Raw genomic sequence first — 18,944 nt, 5'->3', positions numbered from 1 at the left:
CATGCTCCACACCTATGAAACCAACGGCGCCGCGATCTACGCCGAAAGCTTTGCCACCATCCGCCGCGAAGCCGATCTGGCGCGCTTCAACAAGGACGAGGAAAGCGTCGTCGTCCGCATGATCCACGCCGCCGGCATGGTGGGGCTGGAAGAGCACGTGCGCTTCTCCGAGGGCATGGCCGAGACCGCCCGCGCAGCCCTGGCGAACGGCGCGCCGATCCTCTGCGATGCCTATATGGTGAGCGAAGGCATCACCCGCCCGCGCCTGCCCGCGGACAATGAGGTAATCTGCACCCTGCGCGACCCCAAGGTGCCGGAGCTGGCCAAGGAAATGTCCAATACCCGTTCCGCCGCCGCGCTGGAGCTGTGGCGCCCGAAACTGGACGGCGCCGTCGTGGCCATCGGCAACGCCCCCACCGCACTGTTTCATCTGCTGAACATGCTGAAGGACCCGGCCTGCCCCCGCCCCGCCGCCATCATCGGCTGTCCCGTGGGCTTTGTCGGCGCGATGGAATCCAAGGACGCGCTGATGGAGGACCTGCCGGTCCCGTCGATGATCGTGAAGGGCCGTCTGGGCGGCTCCGCCATCACCGTTGCGGCGGTGAACGCGCTGGCAAGCTGGAAAGAGTAACCCATGGGTACAGTCATCTGCGCTGGGCTTGGCCCCGGGGATCCCGACCTGATGAGCGTCCGCTCGCACCGGCTGATCTCAAACGCCCGCCACATCGCCTATTTCCGCAAGGCAGGCCGCCAGGGCCAGGCCCGCGCCATCGTCGAGGGCATGCTGGCAGAGGGCGTCACCGAACACGCGATGGAATACCCGGTGACGACCGAGATCCATTTCTCCGACCCCGAATACAACCGGGTGCTGGCGGAGTTCTATGATCAATGGGCCGACACTCTGGCTGAGATTGCGCAGGACGAAGACGTGGTGGTGCTGTGTGAGGGCGACCCGTTTCTTTATGGCTCCTACATGCACCTCTACACCCGCCTGCAGGGCCGCGCCGAGCAAGAGATCGTGCCGGGCATCACCGGTATGTCCGGCTGCTGGACCGCTTCCGGCCAGCCGATCACCTGGGGAGACGATGTGCTGACCGTGGCGATGGCCACCCTCAGCGAGGACGAGCTGGCCAAACGCGCCGCTGAAACTGACGCGCTGGTGGTAATGAAGATCGGCCGCAACCTGCCCAAGCTGCGCCGCGCGCTGGAACGTGCGGGCCGCGCCGATGACGCCTGGCTGGTCGAACGCGGCACCATGCCCGGCCAGACCGTGCAGAAGCTGTCGGAGATCACAGGCGAAGTGCCCTATTTCTCCATCGTATTGGTTCACGGACAGGGGCGCCGGCCATGAGCAACACAGAAAACGGCTGGGTCGTAATCGCGGGCCTTGGCCCCGGCAACGAGGCACTGGTGACACAGGAAGTGCGCGACGCCATCAGCGAAGCCACCGACATCGTCGGCTATATCCCCTATGTGAACCGTATCGCGCCGCGCGAAGGGCTGACCCTGCACGCCACCGACAACCGGGTTGAGGTCGACCGCGCCACCCATGCCCTGGAAATGGCCGCCGAGGGCAAACGCGTGGTCGTGGTGTCCTCCGGCGATCCGGGCGTGTTTGCCATGGCCTCCGCCGTGTTTGAGGCGCTGGAGAACAGCGCGGAAAGCCACCCCGAATGGCTGGATCTGGAGATCAAGGTGCTGCCGGGCATCACCGCGATGCTGGCCGCCGCTGCCGCCATCGGCGCGCCTTTGGGGCATGATTTCGCGGCTATCAACCTCAGCGACAACCTGAAGCCCTGGAGCCTCATTGAAAAGCGCCTGCAGCTGGTTGGCGAGGCCGGTCTGGCAATGGCGTTTTACAACCCGCGCTCCAAGTCACGCCCGCATCAGTTTGCCCGGGCGCTGGAAATCCTGCGCGAGGCCTGCGGCGCGGACACGCTGATCACCTTTGCCCGCGACGTGACCAAGCCCGGGCAGGAACTGCTGACCGTGCCGCTGAAGGATGCCACGCCCGAGATGGCGGACATGCGCACCGTGGTGATTGTCGGCAACCGCGACACCCGCAGAGTGGGCAATTACGTCTATACTCCACGCTACGCGGCTGAGGGTTAAGCGCCGGGATGCGACAGCCAGGCCATAACCTCTGCCACGCTGCCCAGGACGGGCCGCTCGGGCACCTTGGGTCTGCCGATCATGACGACCGGCAGGCCGAGCGTGCGCGCGGCAGTGAGCTTGGCCGCGGCCCCCGCGCCGCCGGCGTTCTTGGCGACCACATGGGTGATGGCGTGGCACTGCATCAGCGCGGTGTCGCCCGCGACGTCAAACGGCCCGCGGGCAATCTCGACCGTTGTGTGCGGCAACGGCAAGTCCGCCTCCGGCGCGTCCACCAGCCGAAGCAGGTAGTGGTGCTGGGGCTTGGCCGCGAATTGCGCAAGGTTTTGCTTGCCGATCGCCAGAAACACCCGTGCCGGGGTTTCGGGAAGAGCCTCCACGGCCTGTTCAATGCTGTCCGCTTGCACCCAGTTGTCGCCCTCTCCCGCCTGCCAGGCCGGGCGCTCAAAGGCGCAGAGCGGCACGCCCACCAATGCGCAAGCGCCCACCGCGTTGGTGCTCATCTGCGCCGCGAAGGGATGGGTGGCATCGACCACATGGGTGATCCCTTCGGCCTGCAGGTAATCCGCCAGCCCGTCCGCGCCGCCAAAGCCGCCAATGCGGGTGGGCAGCGGCTGGCTGACCGGTTTGGCGGTACGGCCCGCGTAGGAGAACACCGCATCCGTGCCGGCCTCGGCCAAGGTTTTCGCGAGCGCCGAGGCCTCGGTGGTGCCGCCCAGCAGGAGGATGCGTGTCATGTCTGATCCGTGGCTCACAATCATTGGTCTGGGCGAAAATGGACTGGAAGGCTTGGGCGATGCAAGCCGGAAGGCGCTGGCGGAGGCCGATGTGATTTTCGGCGGCCCGCGGCACCTGGAACTGGCGGGTGCGGGCAGCAAAGGCCAGCCCTGGCCGGTGCCGTTTTCCACCGGACCGGTGCTGGCGATGCGCGGGCGCAAGGTGGCTGTTCTCGCCTCCGGCGATCCGTTCTGGCATGGCGCCGGCGGTTCGCTGATGCGGGATCTGGCGCCCGATGAGTGGATCTCTTACCCGGTGCCATCCTGTTTCGCGCTGGCCGCCAACCGGCTGGGCTGGAAGCTGGAGGACGTTCTGTGCCTTGGCCTGCATGCCGCGCCTTACGCGCGGCTGCGGCTATTGCTGGGCCGCGGTGTGCGGGTGATCTGCACCCTGCGCGACGGTAACGCCCCGGCGGAGCTGGCGGCCTGGCTGGTTGAGAACGGCCAGCCGGATGCGCAGCTCTGTGTGATGGAGCGGCTGGGCGGCCCCAAGGAACTGCTGCAGCATACCACTGCTGAAGGCTGGGATCTGCGGTCAACGGGGGCGCCGGTCCTTATGGCCATCGAGACCATGCGGCCCGGGCTGCCGCAGGCCTCGGGGCTGGCGGATACGCATTTCATCAGCGACGGGCAGATCACCAAGCGGCCGGTCCGGGCGCTGACGCTGTCGGCCCTGGCACCGCGGGCAGGAGAACTGCTGTGGGACATCGGCGGCGGTTCCGGCTCGGTCTCGGTCGAGTGGTGCCTGGCCGCCCCCGGTGCACGGGCCATTACCTTTGAGCCGCGCGAGAGCCGGCTCGAGAACATCCGCGCCAATGCGGCGGCGTTTGGGCTGGATCACCGGATGACCGCAGTGCTGGGCAAGGCGCCGGCAGTGCTGGACGGCCAGCCCCTGCCTGACTGCGTCTTCATCGGCGGCGGCGGCTCGCAGGCGCTGCTGGACCACCTGTGGAATATCCTGCCCGATGGCACGCGGCTGGTGGCCAATGGTGTCACGCTGGAAACCGAGACCCTGCTGATGCAGGCCCATGCCGCGCGCGGCGGCCATCTGCTGAAGGCGGAGATTGCCGAAGCCGGGCCGCTGGGGTCGATGCGCGACTGGCGGCGGGCGCGGCCTGTCATTCAGTGGAGCGTCACGCGATGAAGGTGGCAGGCTTCGGATTTCGCGAACGCGCCACAGCCGCAGATTTGCAAGCGGCGCTGGCGCTGACCGGCGTGCAGGTGGATGCGCTGGCCTCCGTCACGGAGAAGGCCGGGGCACTCGCCATGCAGGAATTTGCGCGCAGCATCGGCCTGCCGGTGATTGCGCTGCAAGAACAAGATATTAGCGGGGAGCAGACATTGACCTGCTCGCCCAGGATCAAGGCGCGGTTCGGTACCGGGTCGCTGGCGGAAGCCGCGGCGCTGGCGGGCGCGCGCCATGGGGCAGCGGGGGCGCGGGCGCGCCTTCTCGCCCCCAGAGTTGTCACCGCGGATGGGCTTGCCACCGCGGCCATAGCAGAAAGACTTGAGCCATGACCGTTCACTTCATTGGCGCCGGACCGGGCGCTGCCGACCTGTTGACCTTGCGCGGGCGCGACATCATCGCGTCCTGCCCGGTGTGCCTGTACGCGGGCTCACTGGTGCCGGAGGAAATCCTGAGCCACTGCCCGGCGGACGCGAAGATCGTGAACACCGCAGCGATGGATCTGGATGCCATCGTGGCTGAGATCAAGGCTGCGCATGCGGCAGGCCAGGACGTGGCGCGGCTGCATTCCGGCGACCTGTCGGTCTGGTCCGCCATGGGCGAGCAGATCCGCCGCCTGAAAGCAGAGGGCATCCCGGTGAGCGTCACCCCGGGCGTGCCGTCCTTTGCCGCTGCGGCTGCGGCGCTTGGGACCGAGCTCACCCTCCCCGGCCTCGGCCAGTCGGTGGTGCTGACCCGCACCCCGGGCCGCGCGTCCTCGATGCCTGCAGGCGAGTCGCTGGAGAATTTCGCCCGTACCGGCACCACGCTGGCGATCCACCTGTCGATCGGCAATCTGGACCACGTGGTTGACAGCCTGACGCCGCATTACGGCGCGGACTGCCCGGTCGCCGTGGTCTACCGCGCCAGCTGGCCGGATCAGCAGATCATCCGCGCCACCCTGGACACGCTGAAAGAGTCGCTGGATGAGAAGATCTCCCGCACCGCGCTGATCCTGGTGGGGCCGGTTCTGAAGGGCGAGGGCTTTGAAGAAAGCTGCCTCTATTCCACCGACTACGACCGCCGCTACCGGCCGCAGAGCGCCGACAGCCCGTGGTCGAGCTGGAGCCATGGGGACGACTAAGGCCATGACAAGCATGAACCCTCCCGGACTGATGATCTCGGCGCCGTCCTCAGGCACCGGCAAGACCACCGTGATGCTGGGCCTTTTGCGGGCGCTGGCCGAGGACGGGCTGACCGTGCAGCCCTACAAGAGCGGACCGGACTATATCGACCCGGCATTCCACCTGGCAGCTGCCAAGCGCCCGAGCTTCAACCTGGACACCTGGGCGATGGATGGCGGGCTGCTGGATGCGGTCACTGCCCAATCTGCAGGTGCGGAAATCTGCGTCGGTGAAGGCTCCATGGGGCTTTATGACGGCGTCGCGACCCGTGGGCAGTCGGGCTTTGGCTCCTCCGCCGAGACCGCCAAGCGCATGGGCTGGCCGGTGGTGCTGGTGGTCGATGTGGGCGGTCAGGCGCAGTCCGCTGCGGCCACCGCGCTGGGGTTCAAGAACTACGACCCTGAGCTGCCCTTTGCCGGGGTGATCCTGAACCGTGTTGCCAGCCCGCGGCATGAGCGGCTGACGCGTCTGGGGATGGAGAAGGCAGGCATCAAGGTGCTGGGCTCCCTGCCCCGGCGCGGCGACCTGACCCTGCCGGAGCGGCATCTGGGCCTGATCCAGGCGGTGGAGCACCCCGATCTGGAGGCCGCCATCGCGGGCTATGCCGCCTTCCTGCGTGAGCATGTAGACCTGGAGGCAATCAAGGCCGCAGCACTGGCTGGTCAAGCGCCTGCGCCCGCAAACCTGCCCAAACCGCCCGCGCAACGGATTGCGCTGGCCCGGGATGCGGCGTTTTCCTTTACCTACCCGCATCTGCTGACCGGCTGGCGCGCTGCGGGCGCAGAAATCCTGCCGTTCTCGCCGCTCGCTGACGAGGCCCCGGCGGCGGACGCCGATCTGGTCTGGCTGCCCGGCGGCTACCCGGAGCTGCACGGCGGCACACTGGCGGCGGCGGAGACCTTCCGCGCCGGGGTGAGAAAACACGCCGAGACCAAACCGGTGCATGGCGAATGCGGCGGCTATATGGCCCTGGGCGAGGCGCTCATTGACAAGGAAGGCAACCGCCACCAGATGCTGGGCCTTCTGGGCCTCGTGACCTCTTACGAGAAGCGCAAGTTCCACCTCGGCTACCGCCGCGCCATTCTGCAGGCCGGGATGCCGGGCTTTGACGCAGGCACGGCACTACGCGGGCATGAGTTCCATTACTCCACCATTCTGGAAGAGCCTGACGCGCCGCTGGCAAATGTCATGGACGCCGACGGCGGCCCGGTGCCGGAGACCGGCTCGATCAAGGGCCACGTCACCGGCACCTTCTTCCACTTGATCACGGGAGAACAGGCATGAGCGGTTTTGTGAGCTTCGTCTCTTCCGGCCCCGGCGACCCGGAGCTGCTGACCGTCAAGGCGGTGAAGCGGCTGGAAGCGGCGGATGCGGTGCTGTTCGACGACCTGTCGTCGGGGCCAATCCTGAGCCATGCCCGCGCCGATGCCGATCTGGTTGGGGTGGGCAAACGCGCCGGCCGCCCCTCGCCCAAGCAGGATCACGTCAGCCAGCTCTTGGTCGATTACGCTCAGAGCGGCCTCAATGTGGTGCGGCTGAAATCCGGGGACTCCGGCGTCTTCGGGCGGCTGGAGGAAGAGATGACGGCACTGCGCGAGGCGGGCATCGGGTTTGAGATCGTGCCCGGCGTCACCGCGGCCTCCGCTGCTGCGGCGGCAGCCAACATTCCGCTGACCCGGCGGCTGACCGCGCGGCGGCTTCAGTTCATCACCGGCCATGACGTTACCGGCGGACTGCCGGACGATCTGAACATGGCAGCGCTGGCCGACCCGCATGCCACCACCGTGGTCTATATGGGCAAACGCACCTTTGCCGACCTGGCAGAGAAGCTGATGGAAGCGGGCCTGCCCGCGGACACCCACGCGCTGGTGGCGCAAGGGGTTTCCACTCCTGAGCAGAAACTGTTCTGCCACACCGTGGGCGAGCTGCCCATGACACTGCGTGCGATGGAGACCAAGGCGCCGGTGCTGATCCTGTACGGGCCGCTGGCCGATCAGGATCTGCCTGCCGTATGAGCATGCCCACCCTCACCCTGTGCCGCACCTGCCGCGACGCCGACCCTGCCCTGCCCGGTCAGGTCGCCGCAGCGCTGGAGACGCCGCGCATGATGTGCGCCACGCAACTGGCTTCCCCTGCCACTAAGGCCATGTTCAGTCGCATTCTGACCAGCGGCCTGTTCGCTGGCGCTGCAGCAGGGTTGATTACCGCCCTGCTGCAGCTGTATTTCGTGCAGCCCGTGCTGCTCCACGCCGAGCTCTACGAGGGCGGCGAGCTGGTGCATTTCGGCGCTGACCCCGTAACCGCCCATCCCGACCTGCCCGGCATGTTCGCCGAACCGGTGCGCGATGGCCTCAGCATCATCTTCACCATGCTGACCTACACCGGTTATGCGCTGGTGATGGCGGCGCTGATGTCTGTGGCAGAACGCCAGGGCCATGAGATCAACGCACGCACCGGCCTGATGTGGGGCCTGGCGGGTTTCATCACCTTCCACTTCGCCCCCGGCCTGTCGCTGGCGCCTGAGGTGCCGGGTGTTGCTGCTGCTGACGTGGGCGTGCGCCAGGTCTGGTGGACCGTCACCGTGGCCGCGGCCGGCGTTGCCATGTGGCTGATTGCCTTTGGCGGCAACCTGGTCAGCTACTTGGTCGCAGCCCTTTTGCTGATGGCCCCGCATATCGTTGGCGCACCTGAGCCGGAGAGCTTCTCCGGTCCGGTCCCGACCGAGATCGGCGCGCTGTTTGCCGCCCGTGCCTTCGGTGTCGGCATGGCCGCCTGGGTGCTCTTGGGCAGCTTTGCCGGCTACTTCTGGCAAACAGAAGGCAAGCGCGCGGAAGCCGCAGCCTGATCCCCTGACACCTCCCGCCGGGCCTGCCCAGGCGGGAGCTTTCTTTTCGAGGATGACATGATGTCCCGTTCTCTTGCTCTTTTTGCCATCGGCCTGATCTTTGGCGGCGGCGCCGGCTTTGTGACCGCTGCCGGCAATGGCATCACCTTCGACGGCCATGATCACGGCGACCCGGCGCATCACGGCGGCGGTCATGGTGAAATGGCGGCGCATGACCATTCCCAGACCGTCAGCCTGGCGGCTGGCCCGGATGCGCCCAGCGTCGCCATCCAGCTGCACAAGGACCCGATGGCTGGATGGATCCTGCAGGTCACGCCGCAGAACTTCCGCTTTGCCCCGCAGAACGCCTCTGCCGTGGACGTGGACGGCGAAGGCCACGCGCATGTCTATGTGAACAGCGAGAAACTCGCCCGGCTCTACGCCAGCTGGATGCATATACCTGCCCTGCCCGGCGGGGCTGAGGTCAAGGTCTCGCTCAACACCAACAGCCACAGCGCGCTGCTGGTGGACGGACAGCCGGTGGAAGCGAAGATTACCGTTCCCGCAGGCGAGGGCTCCTGAGCTGTAAATCCCTGCTTGCAAGACAAATGGCACGGCCCCATAGAGGGCCGTGTTTTCATGTGAAAGGCCCTGTCATGATTGAGCTTTCCCTGATCGGCATAGGCACCGGAAACCCGCAGCACATGACGCTGCAGGCGATGGACGCGCTGAACGCTCAGGATGTGATCCTGATCCCCAACAAGGGCGCGGGCAAGGACGACCTTGCGGGACTGCGCCGCGAGATCTGCGCGCGCGCAATCCAGGGTGAAGGGCCGAGAATAGTCGAGTTCGCCCTGCCGGTGCGCGACGAGGCCACCAAGAGCTACCGCAAGCGGGTGGACGACTGGCACGACGCCATCGCCGAAATCTGGTGGCAGAACATCACGGCCCATCTGCCGGATGGCGGCAAGGCCGGATTTCTGGTCTGGGGTGACCCGTCGCTTTATGACAGCACCATGCGGATTGCCGAGCGGCTGAAAAGGCTGGCAGAAATCAAACTGACCGTGATCCCCGGCATCACCTCGATCCAGGCGCTGACCGCAGCGCATGCGATCCCGGTTAACGAAATCGGCGCGCCCTTCACCATCACCACCGGGCGGCAGTTGCGCGAGAACGGCTGGCCGGACAGTGCTGATACGCTGGTGATCATGCTGGACGGGGAATCTTCCTTTCAATCCATCGCGCCGCAGGGTGTGGAAATTTTCTGGACCGCCTATGCCGGGATGGAGAACCAGATTTCCGTTGCAGGCCCACTGGCAGAGGTTTCAGAGCAGATCATCGCAACCCGCGCCAAGGCGCGCGCCCAGCACGGCTGGATCATGGACATCTATCTGCTGCGAAAAAGCTGAAACCGGCGGCTTTGCGGCGGCTCTCATGTTACCGGGCTGGATTGAGTGGCGGGGAGACAGGGATTCGAACCCTGGGAACGCTCTCACGTTCAACGGTTTTCAAGACCGCCGCATTCGACCACTCTGCCACCTCCCCGGTCCGTCAGCGGTTTAGGATGCAACGCCGGGCGAGGCAAGGGGAAATCCGAGGCCCGCAACCAGCCCGCAAGGGAAATTTTTGAACGGCCGCCCGGCGCGCGGAAATTTGCCGCCGCTGAGGCTTTCCCTTGTGCCGCGGCCCGGCAGGGTTTTCATGACCGGAAGCGCAGGCTATCATGCCGCCAAATCAAGAAGACCGGGCATTCCGGCAGGGGCGCAGAAGCGCCGCGGGCACAGGCAAGGATGAGAGCATGACAGACACCGTGTCGAGAGCAAAACACGCCCCGCGGATCGCCGCGGCGGCCCTGGGCCTCTTGGTCCTGGCAGCCTGCGAGGACGGGCCGAAGCTGGGCTTCCTTGAGCCCAAGCCCAAGGCGGAGGGCGAGGTCAAGGCCTCCAGCAGCACCAAGCTGGTGGAACGCGACGTGGAAGCGCCGGATGTGTTCCAGGTGACCGAAGCGGGCCTGTGGGACGGCCGCCCCTCGATCGGCGGCGTCTGGGTGGCGCATCCCGATACCAAGGACCCGGAACGGGTGATCATCCGCAACAATGCCAATGGCCAGTTCGTGATCGGCGCCCTGTTCCGGCGCGAGCGCGAAATCCCTGGGCCGCGGCTGCAAGTGTCCTCTGATGCCGCCGCAGCACTTGGTGTACTGGCAGGCGCCCCGGTGGAGCTGAACGTGACCGCCCTGCGGCGCGAGGAGGTTGATCCCGATCCGCTGCCGGAAGAGACCGCAACCGGAGATGCCGCCCTGCCGGAAGGTGCGGAAGTGACCGAGGTTGCGCTGGCCGGAAGCGAGATCTCTGAAACCCCGCTGGATCCGATTGCCGGCGCCGCGGCTGCAATCGAAGCCTCGGCACCCTCAGCCGCCCCTGCTGCGGCCCCTGCCAAGGCAGAACCTGCCGCCGCCGCAGCCCCCAAGCGGCAGAAATCCTCGCTGAGCAAGCCGTTCATCCAGATCGGCATTTTCAGTGTCGAGGCCAATGCCAAACGGACCGCCAACATGATGCGCAGCGCCGGCATGGTGCCGGAAGTGCGTGAGCAATCCGCCAGCGGTAAAACCTTCTGGCGGGTGCTGGTCGGCCCGGCACAGAACAAATCCGAACGCAGCCAGCTGCTGCAAAGCGTGAAGGAAACCGGATTCGCGGATGCCTATGCAGTCTCAAACTGATCCCCGCACCGCGCGCCTGGCGCGTGCCCTGAAATCTTCGCTGCGCATGGGCCTGGCTGCCGGGCTGGCCGTCAGCCTGTCGGCGCTGTCCGCCGCCGCCTTTGATACCAAGGCGCGCGCGGCCTATGTGCTGGATGCAGGCACCGACACGGTGCTTTTGTCCAAGAACTCCGACGTGCCGCTGCCGCCGGCCTCGATGTCCAAGCTGATGACGCTTTACGTGGCATTTGAGGCCCTGCGCGACGGGCGGCTGACGCTGGACGAGACCCTGCCGGTCAGCGAACACGCGATGAGCTACAAGGGCTCGACCATGTTCCTGGACACGCTGGACCGGGTCCGGGTCGAAGACCTGCTGCGCGGCATCATCGTGCTGTCCGGCAACGACGCCTGTGTGGTGATTGCCGAGGCGCTGAGCCCGGATGGAACCGAGGCCGGGTTCGCCCGCTATATGACCAAGCGCGGCCAGGAACTGGGCATGACCGCCTCAACCTTTGCCAACTCCAACGGCTGGCCCGCCGCAGGGCACCGGATGTCGGTGCATGATCTGGCAATCCTGGCAGAGCGGCTGATCGAGGATTTCCCGGAATACTATCCGCTGTTTGCAGAGACCAAGTTTGAATTTGACGGCCGCGCGCCGTCCAATGTCCGCAACCGCAACCCGCTGCTGAAGCTGGGCATCGGCGCTGACGGGCTGAAGACCGGCCACACCGAGGAAGCGGGCTATGGCCTCGTCGGCTCTGCCAAGCAGGGCGACCGGCGGGTGATCTTTGTGGTTTCCGGCCTGGACAGCGAACGCGCCCGGGCAGAGGAGGCAGAAGCCCTCGTTAACTGGTCGTTTCGCCAATTTACCAAGAAAACCGTTGCCAAAGAGGGCATCCCCATCGCCGAAGCCGAGATTTGGCGGGGGGCCGAGCGATCGGTAGGGCTGGTGCCGGCCGAGGATCTGGAAATCCTGCTGCCGTCTTTGGCCGGCGGCACCATCGAGGGCGAAGTTGTTTACAGCGGCCCGATTGAGGCGCCGGTAGCCCAAGGCCAGCGCCTGGCCGAACTGGTGCTGCAGCCCGAGGAACTGCCGGAGGTGCGGCTGCCGCTGGTGGCCGAAAGCGATGTGCCGGCAGGCGGATTTGTGGTGCGCGTGAAAACCGCCGCACGGGTGCTGATCAAGCAATTCCTGACCGGTCCCGAGGGGGCGCTGTGACAGCGGACACGGGGCGCGGCGGCCTGTTCATCACCTTCGAAGGCATCGACGGGTCCGGTAAGTCCACCCAATGCCGCCTGCTGGCCGAGGCGCTGCAGGCGGAGGGCCGGGATGTTGTGCTGACGCGAGAACCTGGCGGCTCCCCCGGCGCCGAGGAAATCCGCCGCCTGGTGCTGGAGGGCGATCCTGACCGCTGGTCGGCAGAAACCGAGCTATTGCTGTTCATGGCGGCGCGCCGCGACCATCTGGAGCGCACCATCGAGCCCGCCCTCGCAGCTGGCAAGGTGGTGATCTGCGACCGTTTTGCCGACAGCACAAGGATGTATCAGGGGCTGTCCCGCGGCGATCTGCGTGCAGCGGTGGACCAGATGCACAAGCTGATGATCGGGCGCGAACCGGACCTGACCCTGCTGATTGACATGGACCCCGCCGAAGGCCTGGCCCGCGCCAAAGGGCGGCAGGGCACGGAAGAACGGTTCGAGGATTTCGGCGTCGAGCTGCAGGAGAAGATGCGCGCGGGTTTCCTGGCGCTGGCGCAGGAATTTGCCACCCGCTTCCGGGTGGTCGATGGCGCCCGCCCGGTAGAGGAGGTTGCGGCCGATGTACGCAAGCTGGCGGAAGCTGCCCTGAAGGGAACTGGGGCATGAGCGCTGACGAAGACCTTCCCCGCGCCGACCAGGCCGAGGGCGCACCGCATCCGCGCGAGACCCTGCGGCTGATCGGGCAAGAGGCGGCAGAGCAGGATTTCCTGACCGCCTACACTTCCGACCGCCTGCACCACGGCTGGCTGCTGACCGGCCCGCAGGGGGTGGGCAAGGCAACGCTGGCCTGGCGGATCGCCCGCTTCCTGCTGGCAACGCCGCCGGCCGAGGAGGGCCTGTTCGGCGCCCCGCCCCCGCCGCAGACGCTGGACATTGACGCAGAGCACCCGGTCTCCCACCGCATTCAGGCGCTGGCGGAACCGGGACTGGCGCCGATCACCCGCTCTTACGATGACAAGGGCAAGCTGCGCAGCCAGATCGTGGTGGACGACATCCGCAAGCTCAACCGCTTCTTTGGCCTGTCGGCCACCGACGGCGGGCGGAGGGTGGTGATCGTTGACGCCGCCGACGACATGAATGTCAGCGCCGCCAATGCGCTCTTGAAAATGCTGGAGGAGCCGCCGGCACGCACCACGATCCTGCTGGTCTCGCACCAGCCCTCGCGCCTGTTGCCAACGATCCGCTCGCGCTGCCGCACCCTGCGGCTGGGGCCGCTCAGCGCGCCGGACATGGAGGCGGCGCTGGCGCAATCAGGTGTCGAGCTGCCCCAGAATATGGACAATCTCGCGGCCCTTGCTGGCGGCTCTGTCGGCGCGGCGCTGCGGCTGATCAATCTGGGTGGCCTGAAGATTTATGCCGAACTGGTGCAGATCCTCGATTCCATGCCGCGGCTGGACCGCCAGCGCGCCATGGCGCTGGCCGAGGCGGCTGCCCAGCGCGGTGCGGCTGAGAAATTCGAGCTGCTGTTGTCGCTGACCGAGATGGCGCTGGCCCGGCTGGCGCGCACCGGCGCCACCGGCGCACCGCCAGCGCCGGAAGCGGCACCGCAGGAGGCAGCGATGCTGCAGCGCTTGTCCCCCGATCCGCGCAAAGCGCGCGCCTGGGCCGACCTTGCCGCGGAAGTGACAGCGCGTGCCCGCCACGGGCAAGCGGTGAACCTTGACCCCGCGGCGCTTGTCCTAGATACGGTTTTCAAGATGCAGGAAACCGCGGCGCGCTAGGCATCCGGCGCGGCGCAAGCGGCACCAGAGGATTCATGACCGAGACGCCCCCCCAGATTACGGACAGCCATTGCCACCTGGACTTTCCGGACTTCGAAGGCCGCCTGGATGAGGTGATCGCCAGCGCGGCAGAGGCCGGCGTGACCCGGATGGTGACGATCTGCACCAAGATGAAGAACGAACCGTCCGTGCGCGCCATTGCCGAGGCGCATGCGCCGGTGTTCTATGCCGCTGGCACCCACCCGATGAGCGCCGCAGACGAGCCGCTGGTGACCGTTGATGAGCTGGTGGCGCTGGCCAAACACCCGAAGTTTGTCGGCATCGGCGAGACCGGGCTGGATTACCACTACACCGCCGACAGCGCCGAGGTGCAGCAGGAGTCCTTGCGTATTCACATTGCTGCCGCCCGCGAAACTGGCCTGCCGCTGATCATCCACGCCCGCGCCGCTGATGACGACATGGCGCGTATCCTGGGCGAAGAGATGAACAACGGCGCCTATTCCTGCGTGATGCACTGCTTCTCGTCTTCGGCAGAGCTGGCCAAGGCGGCCCTGGACCTGGGTTTCTACCTGTCGATGTCCGGTATTGCCGCCTTCCCCAAGAGCCAGGAGCTGCGCGACATTTTTGCCGCTGCACCCGTGGAGCGCATTCTGGTCGAGACCGACGCGCCTTATCTGGCGCCGCCGCCTTACCGCGGCAAGCGGAACGAGCCGGCCTATACTGCCTTTACCGCCAAGGTGGGGGCCGAGGTATTCGGCATGGACTACACCGCTTTTGCCGCGCAGACGCAGCAGAACTTCGACCGGCTGTTCTGGAAAGCCGCCCAGTATGAGGCTGCCGCCTGATGGCTGAGATGCGCTTTACCATCCTGGGCTCGGGCTCATCGGGCGGGGTGCCGCGCATTGGCGGCCATTGGGGCGATTGCGACCCCAAGAACCCGAAGAACCGCCGCGGCCGTTGCTCGATGCTGGTGGAGCGCATTGATGCGGGCGGCACCACCTCAGTGCTGATCGACACTCCGCCGGACATGCGCAACCAGCTTCTGGATGCAGAAGTCGAGCGCCTGGACGCCGTGGTCTTCACCCATTCCCACGCCGATCATCTGCACGGGATCGATGACCTGCGCATGGTCTATTACAACATGCGCCAGCGGATCGATGTATATGCCGACGGACCGACCCAGAATGACCTTTTGAACCGCTTCGGCTACGCTTTCACACAGCCTGAGGGCTCTCCCTACCCGCCGATCCTGGACCTGAAGGCCATCAGCGGCCCGTTCACCATTGAAGGTCCCGGCGGCGCAATCCCGTTTCGCCCTTTTGAAGTGAAGCACGGTTCTGTCGATGCCCAGGGTTTCCGTATCGGCGGCCTGGCCTATCTGCCGGATGTGAAAGAGATCCCGGACGCCGCCCTGCCGGAACTGGAGGGCCTGGAAGTCTGGGTTTTGGACGCGCTGCGCCGCACGCCCCATCCGACCCATTTCAGCTTCAGCGACGCAATGGAGTGGTTCGAAAAGATGGCGCCCAAACGCGGCATCCTGACCAACATGCATATCGACATGGACTACGCCACTTTGGAGGCCGAGACTCCGGACCACATCACGCCTGCTTATGACGGGATGGTCATCCGGATGGAGATCTGATGGGCGCGCTTGCGCCCTTTTTCATTTACGCATTTTGAGGCCGGATTTGTTTCAAAGCCTGATTGACGTCATCCTGCCGGTGTTCCTGGTTGTCGGCGCAGGCTACGCCGCCACCGCGCGGGGCGTGCTGGAGCAGGCGCATGTCGATGGGGTAATGAAATTCGCCCAAGGCTTTGCGATCCCCTGCCTGCTTTTCAAGGCAATGGCGGAACTGGATCTGTCTGCCAGCTTCAATCCGCAGCTGCTGGCGAGTTTTTATACCGGCGCCTTCACCTGTTTTCTGATCGGACTGTTTGGCGCCCGCATCCTGTTCAAGCGGGAGTGGGAGGACTGCATCGCCATCGGCTTTTGCTGCCTGTTCTCCAACTCCGTGCTGCTGGGGCTGCCGATTACCGAACGCGCCTTCGGGCCGGACAACCTGACCGGCAACTACGCAATCATCGCCTTCCATTCGCCGTTCTGCTATGGCGTCGGCATCACCGCGATGGAGTTTGTGCGCAACCGCGGGGCGGGCGGCATCAAGACTGTCACATCGGTGCTGAACGCAATGTTCCGCAATGTGCTGATCCTGGGGATTACGCTGGGGTTTGCGGTCAACCTGTCGGGGCTGGCGATTCCGCTGGTCATCAATGAGGCACTGTCGCTGCTGATCCGCGCGGCACTGCCGGCGGCGTTGTTTGCGCTTGGCGGCGTGCTGGTGAAGTACCGCCCCGAAGGCGATATGCGGGCGATTCTGTTTGTCTGCTTCACCTCGCTGATGATCCATCCGGCGATTGTCTGGACCTTGGGATCGGCCTTGGCGCTGCCGCAGGATCTGTTCCGCTCCGGCGTTCTGAACGCCGCGATGGCGACCGGGTTCAACGGCTATATCTTTGCCAATATGTACGGGCGGGCCAAACGGGTGGCCGCGCCCTCCGTGCTGATTGCCACCGGGGCCAGTATCCTGACCGTGTGGTTCTGGCTGCTGGTTTTGAGCTGAATAAAAAGGTCAGCAGTTCTGCCCAAATGTTTCGCGCGCGAAACATTTGGACAGCAAGACTGACCTTATCCTTCAGATTTCATTAGCAATTTTCCACCAAAGGGTTACCGCCATCAGAACCGGGGATCATCCAGCTCCAGCGGAAATCCCTTGGGCAGCAGACCAGCCTGAAACCAGTTGATAAACGAATGGATCGAAAACACCGGCAGGCCGGTGGCCTTCCTCACGTCGCGGGCGTAAGGCACCATATTTGTGCATTCCAGCACGATAGCGCCCAGATCCGGTATGTCCGCTACCATTGCGCGGGCTGCATCGATCATGTCCAGGCGGCAGGATTCGAAGTCAATCGAGGGCGCGTCACCCAGGATATCGCGGGTAAAGGCGCGGAGGCCGTCAGTGCCTGCAATGGGCGTATCCGGCGCAACACCTGCGGCAACAAGGTGCGCAGGTGTCAGCGTCGCCTTGGAAATAGTCAGGATGCCGCAACGCTTGCCCGCGGGCAGCAGGTTTTGCACCATCGGCACTTGCATCAGCGAGGATGTCGCCACCGGCACGCCCAGCGCCTGTTTCACCTCGTCCTGGATCAGCGCCAGGAATCCGCAGTTGGTGGTGATGCCATCGGCGCCCATGGCGACCAGGTCACGGCCGGCCTCGACAAACAGGTCCACCAGCTCCTTGGGGTTGCCGCGCACGACATTCTCAGGGTTGGCGCCACGCACCACCTTGTAGTGGACCGGGAAGTCCCAGGTCATCGCGTTGCCCATGTCGCCATAAATGCGGGGAAAGCGCGTTTCCAGCATCAGGATGCCAACCGCCGCGCCAAAAACCGTCTTGCCGCCGTGTTCCATGTGACTCCCCTACTCGTCCGGCACGTAAAGCTGGGAAAAGGCGATGCGGACAGCTTCCGTCGCCTCCTCCCGCCGTTTCTCGATATGGCTGCGCATGGCCGATACCGCCGCATCCATGTTGCGGGCTGCAATGCCTTCGACGATCTGGCGGTGGGCCGAAATGTCGCCCGGCGCCTTGCCCCCTGCCCGGTCGCGCATGCGTTTGAGGTCAATGAGCCGGATATAGCGGATCCGGCCGTTGAGGTTGTTCAGGATGCGCTGCAATTCGCTGTTACCCGAAAGCTGCGCCAGCCGGGCATGGAAGCTTTCGTCCATCGCCAGCAGCTCTTCCGGGTCGGTGGCGCTTTCGTATTCCGGCTCCATCCGGTTCAGGTAATCCGCCAGCGCAGCAATGTCTCCATCCGGGGCACGGGTGCAGGCCAGCCGCGTGGCTTCGCATTCCACCGCCACGCGGGCCTCATACAGGTCCATGATATAGCTGGGCGTCAGCGGGCGGCAGAAGAAGCCGCGGTTGTTCTGGAAGGTCAGAAAGCCCTCGGCCACAAGCCGGTTCAGCGCTTCGCGCAGCGGGGTGCGGCTGGCGCCCAGCACCTCGGACAGGGCGCTTTCGTTGATCCGCTGGTCAGGCTTGAAGGCAAAATCCGCCGCCATCCGGCGCAGCGCCTCGTACACCCTGTCCACATTGCTTTCGCGTTTGGCCATCATTCCCGCCGTGTGTTCAATCCGCGGAGCAAATTAGGGCGGTGCCCGGTCCTTGGCAAGATTGAATTCGGAATTGAATACAATTCCCGGATCAGTCACTCTTGGTGCGCAGTGTAGGGTGCCAGCTCCTGCTTCAAGAGCGCCAGGAACTCCTGCCCGACTGCCGACAGGGGGCGCGACTTGGAGGTGATCACCGCCATATCCATCATGATGCGCGGCCGGAACGGGCGGGAAACAAATCCGCCGCCGCTCTCGAAGCCCAGTACGAAGGGGTCGAGGAGCGAAACCCCCATTCCCTCCTGCACGAAACTCAGAAGGTTCTTGAACATATGCGAATGCACGCGGGTTTTCAGAGGGATCCCTGCCTGCTGAAAGACTTCCCGGGTGCGGCGGTGGGTCATGTGGTCCGGCCCCATGACAATGAAGGGCACACCCTCCAGCAATTCGGGCGTCAGCACCTCGTGTTCCGCCAGCGGACTGTCCGCAGGCATCGCCAGACGGGTTTCGACGCTGACTGGATGCACCTCCAGCCCGTCATGGATCAGCGGCATCTCGCAGACGCCGATCTCAAACAGACCGGCGATCACCCATTCCTGGATCTTCAGCGAATACTGCGCCTGGAAGGAGATCGACAAATCGGGGCGTGTACGGGCAAAACGGGCGATCAGCGCAGGCATGAAACCAAAGGACATGGAGTGCTGCGAGGCCACCTGCAGCTGACCCGCCTGTTTGTTCTGCAGGTCCGTCACTGCCTGCGCCACGTGGTCCAGCCCGCGCACCACGGTGTCGACCTCCTGAAACAGCACGCCGGCCTCCGGTGTCGGGATCAGCCGGCCCTTGCTGCGTTCGAACAGTTTGAGCCGTGTCTGGCGCTCCAGCTGGTAGAGCAGATTGGAAATGCCGGGCTGGGAGATCCCCAGTTGCTCTGCCGCACCGGTAACAGTGCCGGTTTCGACAATGGCGTGAAAGGCCTGCAGCTGGCGGAAGCGGAGAGACATGTCAGCTCATCACTTTTCATGATACCTTATCCAAT

Annotated in this window: 23 protein-coding genes and 1 tRNA gene; 19 read left to right on the top strand and 5 right to left on the bottom strand. The window is 65.3% G+C overall.

The features are described from left to right. Position 1: 1 nt before the first annotated feature. Genes RA25_RS14045 through cobJ form a run of 3 tightly spaced genes read left to right on the top strand, consistent with a single transcriptional unit; the run spans position 2 to position 2,112 of the window. On the top strand, positions 2–631 hold the full coding sequence (locus tag RA25_RS14045) for a precorrin-8X methylmutase (RefSeq protein WP_039173305.1): 630 nt from the start codon (positions 2–4) through the stop codon (positions 629–631). Between the two features lie 3 nt (positions 632–634). After that, positions 635–1,351: a precorrin-2 C(20)-methyltransferase gene (locus RA25_RS14040; protein WP_039173302.1), complete on the top strand. Its 717-nt coding sequence runs from the start codon at positions 635–637 to the stop codon at positions 1,349–1,351. After that, entirely contained in the window at positions 1,348–2,112 is a 765-nt protein-coding gene (cobJ, locus tag RA25_RS14035; RefSeq protein WP_039173299.1) for a precorrin-3B C(17)-methyltransferase, read from the top strand. The genes RA25_RS14040 and cobJ overlap by 4 nt, the downstream gene beginning before the upstream one ends. Here the strand turns inward: cobJ and RA25_RS14030 are convergent. Next, on the bottom strand, positions 2,109–2,849 hold the full coding sequence (locus RA25_RS14030; RefSeq protein ID WP_039173296.1) for a cobalt-precorrin-6A reductase: 741 nt from the start codon (positions 2,847–2,849) through the stop codon (positions 2,109–2,111). The genes cobJ and RA25_RS14030 overlap by 4 nt on opposite strands. Between RA25_RS14030 and RA25_RS14025 the strand changes: the two genes are divergently transcribed. The 9 genes from RA25_RS14025 (at position 2,848) to cobF (ending at position 9,470) form a co-directional block, all read left to right on the top strand. After that, on the top strand, positions 2,848–4,032 hold the full coding sequence (locus tag RA25_RS14025; RefSeq protein WP_039173293.1) for a bifunctional cobalt-precorrin-7 (C(5))-methyltransferase/cobalt-precorrin-6B (C(15))-methyltransferase: 1,185 nt from the start codon (positions 2,848–2,850) through the stop codon (positions 4,030–4,032). The two genes, RA25_RS14030 and RA25_RS14025, sit on opposite strands and share 2 nt — an antisense overlap. Then, positions 4,029–4,406, top strand: coding sequence for a cobalamin biosynthesis protein (locus tag RA25_RS14020; RefSeq protein ID WP_039173290.1), 378 nt, complete (start codon positions 4,029–4,031; stop codon positions 4,404–4,406). Before RA25_RS14025 ends, RA25_RS14020 begins: the two co-directional genes overlap by 4 nt. Further along, complete coding sequence (gene cobM, locus RA25_RS14015; protein WP_039173288.1) at positions 4,403–5,197, top strand: precorrin-4 C(11)-methyltransferase; 795 nt, start codon at positions 4,403–4,405, stop codon at positions 5,195–5,197. The genes RA25_RS14020 and cobM overlap by 4 nt, the downstream gene beginning before the upstream one ends. Positions 5,198–5,201: 4 nt before the next feature. Next, positions 5,202–6,521 (top strand): cobyrinate a,c-diamide synthase, encoded by a 1,320-nt coding sequence (locus RA25_RS14010; RefSeq protein WP_019298440.1) that lies wholly within the window; start codon positions 5,202–5,204, stop codon positions 6,519–6,521. Continuing rightward, on the top strand, positions 6,518–7,252 hold the full coding sequence (gene cobA / locus RA25_RS14005; protein ID WP_039173285.1) for a uroporphyrinogen-III C-methyltransferase: 735 nt from the start codon (positions 6,518–6,520) through the stop codon (positions 7,250–7,252). The genes RA25_RS14010 and cobA overlap by 4 nt, the downstream gene beginning before the upstream one ends. A gap of 19 nt (positions 7,253–7,271) precedes the next feature. Further along, entirely contained in the window at positions 7,272–7,379 is a 108-nt protein-coding gene (locus RA25_RS23495) for a CbtB domain-containing protein (RefSeq protein ID WP_446720122.1), read from the top strand. A gap of 4 nt (positions 7,380–7,383) precedes the next feature. Then, positions 7,384–8,082, top strand: a complete 699-nt coding sequence (locus RA25_RS14000; protein WP_039173453.1) for a CbtA family protein — start codon at positions 7,384–7,386, stop codon at positions 8,080–8,082. A 60-nt stretch (positions 8,083–8,142) separates the two neighbouring features. Beyond that, positions 8,143–8,643, top strand: a complete 501-nt coding sequence (locus RA25_RS13995; protein ID WP_039173450.1) for a hypothetical protein — start codon at positions 8,143–8,145, stop codon at positions 8,641–8,643. Positions 8,644–8,717: 74 nt separating this feature from the next. Continuing rightward, entirely contained in the window at positions 8,718–9,470 is a 753-nt protein-coding gene (cobF, locus tag RA25_RS13990; protein WP_039173282.1) for a precorrin-6A synthase (deacetylating), read from the top strand. A gap of 46 nt (positions 9,471–9,516) precedes the next feature. Here cobF and RA25_RS13985 read toward each other — a convergent pair. Next, positions 9,517–9,606 (bottom strand) — tRNA-Ser (locus RA25_RS13985). Positions 9,607–9,859: 253 nt separating this feature from the next. Here RA25_RS13985 and RA25_RS13980 point away from each other — a divergent pair. The 7 genes from RA25_RS13980 to RA25_RS13950 are packed head-to-tail and all read left to right on the top strand — an operon-like array spanning position 9,860 to position 16,361. Continuing rightward, a complete protein-coding gene (locus RA25_RS13980) occupies positions 9,860–10,780 on the top strand; it encodes an SPOR domain-containing protein (RefSeq protein WP_039173447.1) in 921 nt (306 codons plus the stop codon). Between the two features lie 46 nt (positions 10,781–10,826). Continuing rightward, positions 10,827–11,978 carry a D-alanyl-D-alanine carboxypeptidase family protein gene (locus tag RA25_RS13975; RefSeq protein ID WP_052254258.1) on the top strand — a complete coding sequence of 384 codons (1,152 nt, stop codon included), beginning with the start codon at positions 10,827–10,829 and terminating at the stop codon, positions 11,976–11,978. Beyond that, positions 11,975–12,625: a dTMP kinase gene (gene tmk, locus RA25_RS13970; protein WP_039151677.1), complete on the top strand. Its 651-nt coding sequence runs from the start codon at positions 11,975–11,977 to the stop codon at positions 12,623–12,625. Before RA25_RS13975 ends, tmk begins: the two co-directional genes overlap by 4 nt. Further along, positions 12,622–13,740, top strand: a complete 1,119-nt coding sequence (locus tag RA25_RS13965; RefSeq protein ID WP_039173280.1) for a DNA polymerase III subunit delta' — start codon at positions 12,622–12,624, stop codon at positions 13,738–13,740. Before tmk ends, RA25_RS13965 begins: the two co-directional genes overlap by 4 nt. Positions 13,741–13,775: 35 nt before the next feature. Beyond that, positions 13,776–14,585, top strand: a complete 810-nt coding sequence (locus RA25_RS13960) for a TatD family hydrolase (protein ID WP_039173277.1) — start codon at positions 13,776–13,778, stop codon at positions 14,583–14,585. Next, positions 14,585–15,382 carry an MBL fold metallo-hydrolase gene (locus RA25_RS13955; protein ID WP_019298429.1) on the top strand — a complete coding sequence of 266 codons (798 nt, stop codon included), beginning with the start codon at positions 14,585–14,587 and terminating at the stop codon, positions 15,380–15,382. The genes RA25_RS13960 and RA25_RS13955 overlap by 1 nt, the downstream gene beginning before the upstream one ends. Before the next feature lie 46 nt (positions 15,383–15,428). Beyond that, the gene (locus tag RA25_RS13950) at positions 15,429–16,361 is read left to right on the top strand and encodes an AEC family transporter (RefSeq protein WP_039173276.1); all 933 of its coding nucleotides are present in this window, start codon (positions 15,429–15,431) and stop codon (positions 16,359–16,361) included. 113 nt (positions 16,362–16,474) lie between these two features. On the opposite strand, the gene RA25_RS13945 is transcribed toward RA25_RS13950, so the two are convergent. The 3 genes from RA25_RS13945 to RA25_RS13935 form a co-directional block, all read right to left on the bottom strand. Continuing rightward, the gene (locus RA25_RS13945; RefSeq protein ID WP_039173273.1) at positions 16,475–17,209 is read right to left on the bottom strand and encodes an aspartate/glutamate racemase family protein; all 735 of its coding nucleotides are present in this window, start codon (positions 17,207–17,209) and stop codon (positions 16,475–16,477) included. 9 nt (positions 17,210–17,218) lie between these two features. Next, a complete protein-coding gene (locus tag RA25_RS13940; protein WP_039173442.1) occupies positions 17,219–17,911 on the bottom strand; it encodes a GntR family transcriptional regulator in 693 nt (230 codons plus the stop codon). Positions 17,912–18,006: 95 nt separating this feature from the next. Further along, entirely contained in the window at positions 18,007–18,909 is a 903-nt protein-coding gene (locus RA25_RS13935; protein ID WP_019298425.1) for a LysR family transcriptional regulator, read from the bottom strand. Between the last annotated feature and the right edge of the window lie 35 nt (positions 18,910–18,944).

It is taken from the genome of Leisingera sp. ANG-S5, assembly GCF_000813925.1.
In the GTDB taxonomy this organism is placed as follows: Bacteria; Pseudomonadota; Alphaproteobacteria; order Rhodobacterales; family Rhodobacteraceae; genus Leisingera.
The sequence above is the reverse complement of the archived record's forward strand: the minus strand, read 5'-3'. Positions and strand labels throughout refer to the sequence as shown.

What these genes read in the sequence shown, in the direction of transcription:
- RA25_RS13935 (WP_019298425.1), bottom strand. Translation starts at nt 18,909, where the DNA reads ATGTCTCTCCGCTTCCGCCAGCTGCAGGCCTTTCACGCCATTGTCGAA.
- RA25_RS14025 (WP_039173293.1), top strand. Translation starts at nt 2,848, where the DNA reads ATGTCTGATCCGTGGCTCACAATCATTGGTCTGGGCGAAAATGGACTG.
- RA25_RS13940 (WP_039173442.1), bottom strand. Translation starts at nt 17,911, where the DNA reads ATGGCCAAACGCGAAAGCAATGTGGACAGGGTGTACGAGGCGCTGCGC.
- RA25_RS13945 (WP_039173273.1), bottom strand. Translation starts at nt 17,209, where the DNA reads ATGGAACACGGCGGCAAGACGGTTTTTGGCGCGGCGGTTGGCATCCTG.
- cobM (WP_039173288.1), top strand. Translation starts at nt 4,403, where the DNA reads ATGACCGTTCACTTCATTGGCGCCGGACCGGGCGCTGCCGACCTGTTG.
- cobA (WP_039173285.1), top strand. Translation starts at nt 6,518, where the DNA reads ATGAGCGGTTTTGTGAGCTTCGTCTCTTCCGGCCCCGGCGACCCGGAG.
- RA25_RS14010 (WP_019298440.1), top strand. Translation starts at nt 5,202, where the DNA reads ATGACAAGCATGAACCCTCCCGGACTGATGATCTCGGCGCCGTCCTCA.
- RA25_RS14040 (WP_039173302.1), top strand. Translation starts at nt 635, where the DNA reads ATGGGTACAGTCATCTGCGCTGGGCTTGGCCCCGGGGATCCCGACCTG.
- RA25_RS13980 (WP_039173447.1), top strand. Translation starts at nt 9,860, where the DNA reads ATGACAGACACCGTGTCGAGAGCAAAACACGCCCCGCGGATCGCCGCG.
- RA25_RS13955 (WP_019298429.1), top strand. Translation starts at nt 14,585, where the DNA reads ATGGCTGAGATGCGCTTTACCATCCTGGGCTCGGGCTCATCGGGCGGG.
- cobF (WP_039173282.1), top strand. Translation starts at nt 8,718, where the DNA reads ATGATTGAGCTTTCCCTGATCGGCATAGGCACCGGAAACCCGCAGCAC.
- RA25_RS13975 (WP_052254258.1), top strand. Translation starts at nt 10,827, where the DNA reads ATGGGCCTGGCTGCCGGGCTGGCCGTCAGCCTGTCGGCGCTGTCCGCC.
- RA25_RS14020 (WP_039173290.1), top strand. Translation starts at nt 4,029, where the DNA reads ATGAAGGTGGCAGGCTTCGGATTTCGCGAACGCGCCACAGCCGCAGAT.
- RA25_RS13960 (WP_039173277.1), top strand. Translation starts at nt 13,776, where the DNA reads ATGACCGAGACGCCCCCCCAGATTACGGACAGCCATTGCCACCTGGAC.
- RA25_RS14030 (WP_039173296.1), bottom strand. Translation starts at nt 2,849, where the DNA reads ATGACACGCATCCTCCTGCTGGGCGGCACCACCGAGGCCTCGGCGCTC.
- cobJ (WP_039173299.1), top strand. Translation starts at nt 1,348, where the DNA reads ATGAGCAACACAGAAAACGGCTGGGTCGTAATCGCGGGCCTTGGCCCC.
- RA25_RS14045 (WP_039173305.1), top strand. Translation starts at nt 2, where the DNA reads ATGCTCCACACCTATGAAACCAACGGCGCCGCGATCTACGCCGAAAGC.
- RA25_RS13965 (WP_039173280.1), top strand. Translation starts at nt 12,622, where the DNA reads ATGAGCGCTGACGAAGACCTTCCCCGCGCCGACCAGGCCGAGGGCGCA.
- RA25_RS14000 (WP_039173453.1), top strand. Translation starts at nt 7,384, where the DNA reads ATGTTCAGTCGCATTCTGACCAGCGGCCTGTTCGCTGGCGCTGCAGCA.
- RA25_RS13995 (WP_039173450.1), top strand. Translation starts at nt 8,143, where the DNA reads ATGTCCCGTTCTCTTGCTCTTTTTGCCATCGGCCTGATCTTTGGCGGC.